7 protein-coding genes are annotated in these 5,994 nt (G+C 72.1%); all 7 read left to right on the forward strand.

The annotated features are described in order from the left end of the window. Positions 1-11: 11 nt before the first annotated feature. Positions 12-911, forward strand: a complete 900-nt coding sequence (gene pyrF, locus PROKR_RS08475) for an orotidine-5'-phosphate decarboxylase (RefSeq protein ID WP_036961841.1) — start codon at positions 12-14, stop codon at positions 909-911. A 288-nt stretch (positions 912-1,199) separates the two neighbouring features. Beyond that, positions 1,200-1,511, forward strand: coding sequence for an integration host factor, actinobacterial type (gene mihF / locus PROKR_RS08480; protein ID WP_020015403.1), 312 nt, complete (start codon positions 1,200-1,202; stop codon positions 1,509-1,511). Then, positions 1,504-2,109, forward strand: coding sequence for a guanylate kinase (gene gmk / locus PROKR_RS08485; protein ID WP_036961845.1), 606 nt, complete (start codon positions 1,504-1,506; stop codon positions 2,107-2,109). The genes mihF and gmk overlap by 8 nt, the downstream gene beginning before the upstream one ends. A 92-nt stretch (positions 2,110-2,201) precedes the next feature. Next, a complete protein-coding gene (gene rpoZ, locus PROKR_RS08490; protein ID WP_020015401.1) occupies positions 2,202-2,537 on the forward strand; it encodes a DNA-directed RNA polymerase subunit omega in 336 nt (111 codons plus the stop codon). Positions 2,538-2,600: 63 nt separating this feature from the next. Further along, positions 2,601-3,887, forward strand: coding sequence for a bifunctional phosphopantothenoylcysteine decarboxylase/phosphopantothenate synthase (locus tag PROKR_RS08495; protein ID WP_036961849.1), 1,287 nt, complete (start codon positions 2,601-2,603; stop codon positions 3,885-3,887). A gap of 57 nt (positions 3,888-3,944) precedes the next feature. After that, positions 3,945-5,135, forward strand: coding sequence for a methionine adenosyltransferase (metK, locus tag PROKR_RS08500; protein ID WP_036961852.1), 1,191 nt, complete (start codon positions 3,945-3,947; stop codon positions 5,133-5,135). A gap of 177 nt (positions 5,136-5,312) precedes the next feature. After that, the coding region (locus PROKR_RS08505) for a primosomal protein N' family DNA-binding protein (protein WP_036961855.1) at positions 5,313-5,994 on the forward strand (682 nt) is incomplete at its 3' end.

Consider the following 5,994-nt stretch of genomic DNA (forward strand, 5'->3'; position numbering starts at 1 on the left):
GGGGTGACCGCGTGAGCGCGGGCTCGCCGGGTGCTGCCGCGGCGTCGAGCGGAGCGCCGTTCGGTGCACGCCTGGCCGCGGCCATGGACGAGCACGGGCCGCTGTGCGTGGGCATCGACCCGCACGCGTCGCTCCTGCACGCCTGGGGCCTGCCCGACGACGTCTCGGGCCTGCGGGAGTTCTCCCTGCGGGTCGTGGACGCGCTCGGCGGCCGGGTCGCGGCGTTCAAGCCGCAGGCCGCGTTCTTCGAGCGGCACAGCTCGCGCGGCCTGGCGGTGCTGGAGGAGGTGATCGCGGCGGCCCGGGCTGCCGGTTCCCTGACGATCGTCGACGCCAAGCGCGGTGACATCGGCTCGACCATGGGGGCGTACGCCGAGGCGTTCCTGGCGGACGGCTCGCCGCTGGCGGGTGACGCGCTGACGGTCTCGCCCTACCTCGGGTTCGGCTCGCTGGCGCCCGCCGTCGAGCTGGCCACGGCCACGGGGCGCGGGCTGTTCGTGCTGTGCCTCACCTCCAACAAGGAGGGTTTCGAGGTCCAGCACGCGGTGCGATCCGAGGACGGTACCGAGCGCGGCACCTCGGTCGCCGCCCTCATGGCGGCCCATGCCGCCGTGCTCAACGCGGGGGCGGAGCCCATGGGCTCGGTCGGCCTCGTGGTGGGCGCGACCATCGGTGACGCGGTGGCCGCGACGGGGACCGACCTGGTCGCCGTCAACGGCCCGCTGCTGGCCCCCGGCGTCGGCGCGCAGGGGGCGGGGGAGCGAGAGCTCGCCACGACCTTCGGCGAGGCTCGGCGGAACGTCCTGGCGTCGTCGTCCCGGGCGGTGCTCGGGGCCGGACCGACGCCCGAGGCGCTGGTGAGCGCGGCGCGTGACGCCGCGCGGGAGGCGACCGACGCTCTGCGTGGCTGATTTTTTCGGTTGACCGACGCGTTGGACACGGGTTGGACAAAGCGCCCACGATCCCTACGGATCGTGGGCGCTTTGTTGTGAAATGTACTAAATGCTTATTTGCGCGGGTGCATGAGTTTTCACGAAGTGGCGTTCTGCGATTGCCGACCACTGAGGCGATGGCTACTTTCGATGCAGCAGTTCACACCAGACCGGTTGCGGGCCAGGTCACGGACTTGGGCATCGGGCCCGAGCGAGGACCGACGTCCCGAGTCAGAAGGCCGGTCGAGAGACGAGTAGGTGACTTGCGTGGCACTACCACCCCTCACACCCGAGCAGCGTGCGGCAGCACTCGAGAAGGCAGCCGAGGCGCGACGCGCGCGGGCAGAGATCAAGAACAAGCTCAAGTACTCGCAAGGTTCCCTGAGGGAGGTCATCGAGCAGGGCCAGAAGGACGACGTCGTCGGCAAGCTCAAGGTCGTCTCGTTGCTCGAGTCGCTGCCAGGTGTCGGTAAGGTTAAGGCCAGGGCGATCATGGAAGAGATCGGGATCGCCGAGACCCGCCGCGTCCGAGGCCTCGGACCGCACCAGTCGGCGGCGCTCATCGAGAGGTTTGGCTGAGATCAGTACGACACAACCCGCACGGCTGACCGTGCTCGCAGGCCCCACCGCGGTGGGCAAGGGCACGGTCTCCGCCGACGTGCGGGACCGCTATCCGCAGGTCTGGCTCTCCGTGTCGGCGACCACCAGGTCGCCGCGCCCGGGCGAGGTGGACGGAGTGCACTACCTGTTCGTGTCGTCGGAGGAGTTCGACCGTATGGTCGCCGCCGGCGAGATGCTCGAATGGGCCGTGGTGCACGGTCGTAACCGGTACGGGACGCCACGGCGACCGGTGGAGCAGAAGCTCGCCGCCGGGGTCCCCGTGCTCCTGGAGATCGACCTCCAGGGCGCGCGCCAGGTGCGCGACGCGGTGGCGGCCTCGGGCCTGGAGGCCCGGTTCGTCTTCCTCGCCCCGCCGAGCTTCGACGAGCTCGTCCGCCGGCTCGTCGGGCGGGGCACCGAGGACTCGGAGGAGCGCGAGCGGCGCCTCGCCACGGCGCGCGTCGAGCTCGCCGCCGAGGAGGAGTTCGACGTCTCCATCGTGAACGACGACGTGCACCGTGCCACGGACGCGCTCGTCGCCTTCATGGGTGTGGGTTCCACCACACCGGTCGGCTAGAGGGGCGTGTCGCCTGCCACCTCCGGGTGACAGAGCAGGTAGACTCGTCCCTCGGACTTTCCCCCTTCACCCAAGACTTCTGGAGCTTCATCATGGCCGGAACCGTCGCCGCCCCCGAGGGCATCACCGACCCGCCGATCGACGAGCTGCTCGAGCGCATCGACTCGAAGTACGGCCTCGTGCTGTACGCGTCCATGCGTGCCCGTCAGATCAACGCGTACTACTCGCAGCTCAACGAGGGCCTGCTGGAGAACGTGGGCCCGCTCGTCGAGACCCGCAACCAGGAGAAGCCCCTCTCCATCGCGATGCGCGAGATCACCCAGGGCCTCCTCACGATCGAGGAGGTCGACCCCGCCGAGGTGCAGGCGCAGGCCGACGCCGCTGCCGCCGCCAAGGCCGAGCAGTCGCTGCCCGAGTTCCCGGCCTGATCCGGACGTGACGCGCGGGCCGGCTGTCTGCGGGGCACCGTCCCCGTCGAAGGGTGACCACCGATGAGGATCCTCCTGGGCGTCTCCGGTGGCATCGCCGCGTACAAGGCGGTGCTCCTGCTGCGGCTGTTGCGCGAGCAGGGGCACGCCGTGCGCGTGATCCCCACCCGCGCGGCGCTGGAGTTCGTGGGCGCCCCGACCTTCGAGGCGCTGTCGGGCGAGCCCGTCAGCACCGAGGTGTTCGACGACGTGCCGGGCGTGCAGCATGTCGCGCTGGGCCAGCACGCCGACCTCGTGATCGTGGCCCCGGCCACGGCCGACCTGATGGCGCGGGCCGCCGCCGGCCTAGCGGACGACCTGCTGACCACCACGCTGCTGGCCGCGCGCTGCCCGGTGGTGCTCGCCCCGGCGATGCACACCGAGATGTGGGACCACCCCGCGACGCGGGCCAACGTGGCCACCCTGCGCGGGCGGGGCGTGCACGTGATCGAGCCCGCGTCGGGCCGGCTCACGGGCAAGGACACCGGCCCCGGCCGCCTGCCCGACCCGGAGGAGATCGCCCGCGAGGCGCTCTCGCTGGTCGACCCCGCGCTGGTCGGGCCTGTCGGGGCCCAGCCTGTCGAGACCCCCACGTCCGCCTCCTCGGCGGACGGGGAGCACCTCGACCTCGCGGGCCGCCGCGTCGTCGTCTCCGCGGGGGGTACCCGCGAGGCGATCGACCCCGTGCGGTTCATCGGCAACCGGTCCAGCGGACGCCAGGGTGTGGCCCTGGCGCAGGCCGCCGCCGCGCGGGGCGCCGTCGTGACCCTCGTCGCGGCCAACCTCGCGGCGGACGTGACCGACCAGGTGCTCAGCGGGCCGCGCCCGTGCTCCGTGGTGCAGGTCGAGTCCACGGCCGAGCTGCGTGAGGCCGTGCGGGCCGCGGGCGCGGAGGCCGACGTCGTCGTGATGGCCGCCGCCGTGGCGGACTTCCGGCCCGCCGCCACGCCCGACGCCAAGATCAAGAAGGTGCCGGGGCAGGGTCCCGCGCCGATCGAGCTCGTCGAGAACCCCGACATCCTGGCGGAGCTGGCGCACGAGCGGCTGCGGGCCGACCAGGTGGTGGTGGGGTTCGCCGCCGAGACGGGCGACGCCACCGGCAGCGTGCTGGACCACGGCCGGGCTAAGGCGCGGCGCAAGGGGGCCGACCTGATCGCGGTGAACGCCGTCGGATCCGGGCGTGGTTTCGGCACCGAGAGCAACGAGGTCACCATCCTGGACGGGGCCGGTGACGTGGTGGGACTGGCCTCGGGAACCAAGCGCGAGGTGGCGGACGCCCTGTGGGACGCCGTCGCCAAGCTGCTGCCGTGACCCCCGTCTCACCTGCCAGGATCGACTTCTCGCTGTGCGAGACATTAGGCTGGCCCCATGAGCGAGCTGCGCCTTTTCACGTCCGAGTCCGTGACCGAGGGTCATCCGGACAAGGTCTGTGATCAGATCAGCGACGCCATCCTCGACGCCCTGCTGGAGCAGGACCCGACGTCGCGCGTCGCTGTGGAGACCATGGTCACGACCGGGCTCGTGCACGTCGCGGGCGAGGTCACCACCGAGGCGTACGTCGAGATCCCGCAGATCGTGCGCGACGTCGTGCGCGGCATCGGCTACACGTCGTCCGCCATCGGGTTCGACGGCGACTCGTGCGGGGTGTCGGTGTCGATCGGCCAGCAGTCGCCCGACATCGCGCAGGGCGTCGACAAGGCGCTCGAGATGCGCGACGACACGAGCGATCTCGACCCGCTGGACGCCCAGGGCGCCGGCGACCAGGGCCTGATGTTCGGTTACGCGTCCGACGAGACACCCGCCTTCATGCCCGTGGCCGGCTGGCTCGCGCACCGCCTGTCGGAGCGTCTGGCCGCCGTGCGCAAGTCCGGCGAGCTGCTGGGGCTGCGCCCCGACGGCAAGACCCAGGTGACCATCGGGTACGACGGCGACCGGCCCGTCGCCGTGGACACCGTGGTGCTCTCCACCCAGCACGACGCCGACGTCCTGCAGGAGAAGCTGCACGCCGAGGTGGCCGAGACCGTGATCGCTCCGGTGCTGGAGGCCGCAGGCCTCGACTGGAGCGGCGCGCGGCAGTTCGTGAACCCGACCGGCAAGTTCGTCATCGGCGGGCCGCAGGGTGACGCCGGCCTGACCGGCCGCAAGATCATCGTCGACACCTACGGCGGCATGGCGCGCCACGGCGGCGGCGCGTTCTCCGGCAAGGACCCCTCGAAGGTGGACCGCTCGGGCGCGTACGCGATGCGCTGGGTGGCCAAGAACGTCGTGGCCGCCGGGCTCGCGCGGCGCTGCGAGGTCCAGGTCGCCTACGCCATCGGCAAGGCGCACCCCGTGGGCCTCTACGTCGAGACGTTCGGCACCGAGACCGTGCCGGTCTCGAAGATCACCGCGGCCATCCACGAGGTCTTCGACCTGCGCCCGGCCGCGATCGTGCGCGACCTGGACCTCCTGCGCCCGATCTACCGGGCGACGTCCACGTACGGGCACTTCGGGCGCGACCTGCCCGACTTCACGTGGGAGCGCACCGACCGCGTCGAGGACCTGCGCAGCCTGTTCTGAGGGCTGACCCCTGGCTGGCTGTTTCTCTGAGGTCGGCACTCTGCATCGAGATCGGTCCATCCCTGGACCGATCTCGATGCAGAGTGCCGACCTCCGCGCTTGGTGCCGACGGCGAGGGGCAGGCGGACCGGGTCGCCGCGCGCCGCGGCTGTGGGTGGCGCGTGGTGGGATAGGGGCGTGAACGGGGACGTGGACCAGGCCGTGCAGGACGGCGTCAGGGAGGACGGCGTCACGAGAGAAGATGGCGTCACGGAAGACGGCGTCGCGGAGGACGGGGCGCTGCTCGGGCTGGACGAGGTGGGCGGTGCTCCTGCTCGGGGCCGGGGACAGGGTCGGGGCGGAAAGAGCCCGCGGGGCCCGCTCGACAACGCCGAGACCAACGGCATCCCCATCGCCGAACACCTGCCCGTCGCCCGGGTCGTGCTGGACCTGCAGCCCGGGCACCTGGACCACCCGTACGACTACCTGGTCCCGGTCACCATGGATGCCGACGCCCAGCCCGGTGTCCGCATCAAGGCGCGGTTCGGGCGGCAGGACGTCGCCGGCTACGTCGTCGCGCGTCAGGAGACCTCGGACCACGACGGCCGGCTCGTGCCGCTGCGGAAGGTGGTGTCCGGCGAGCAGGTGCTGACGCCGCAGGTGCTCGCGCTGTGCCGCGCCGTGGCGGACCGGTACGCCGGGACGCTCGCCGACGTGCTGCGGCTGGCGCTGCCCCCGCGGCACGCGCGGGTCGAGAAGGAGCCCGGGAAGGAGCCCGAGAAGGAGTCCGGGAAGGAGCCCGAGAAGGGGCCCGGGAAGGAGACGGCAGAGCCGGGCGGGGCGGCCGGGGCGGGTGCGAAGTCTGCCGAGACCGCGGACG

Origin of the sequence: Promicromonospora kroppenstedtii DSM 19349 (assembly GCF_000515355.1) — a bacterium.
Taxonomy (GTDB): domain Bacteria; phylum Actinomycetota; class Actinomycetes; order Actinomycetales; family Cellulomonadaceae; genus Promicromonospora; species Promicromonospora kroppenstedtii.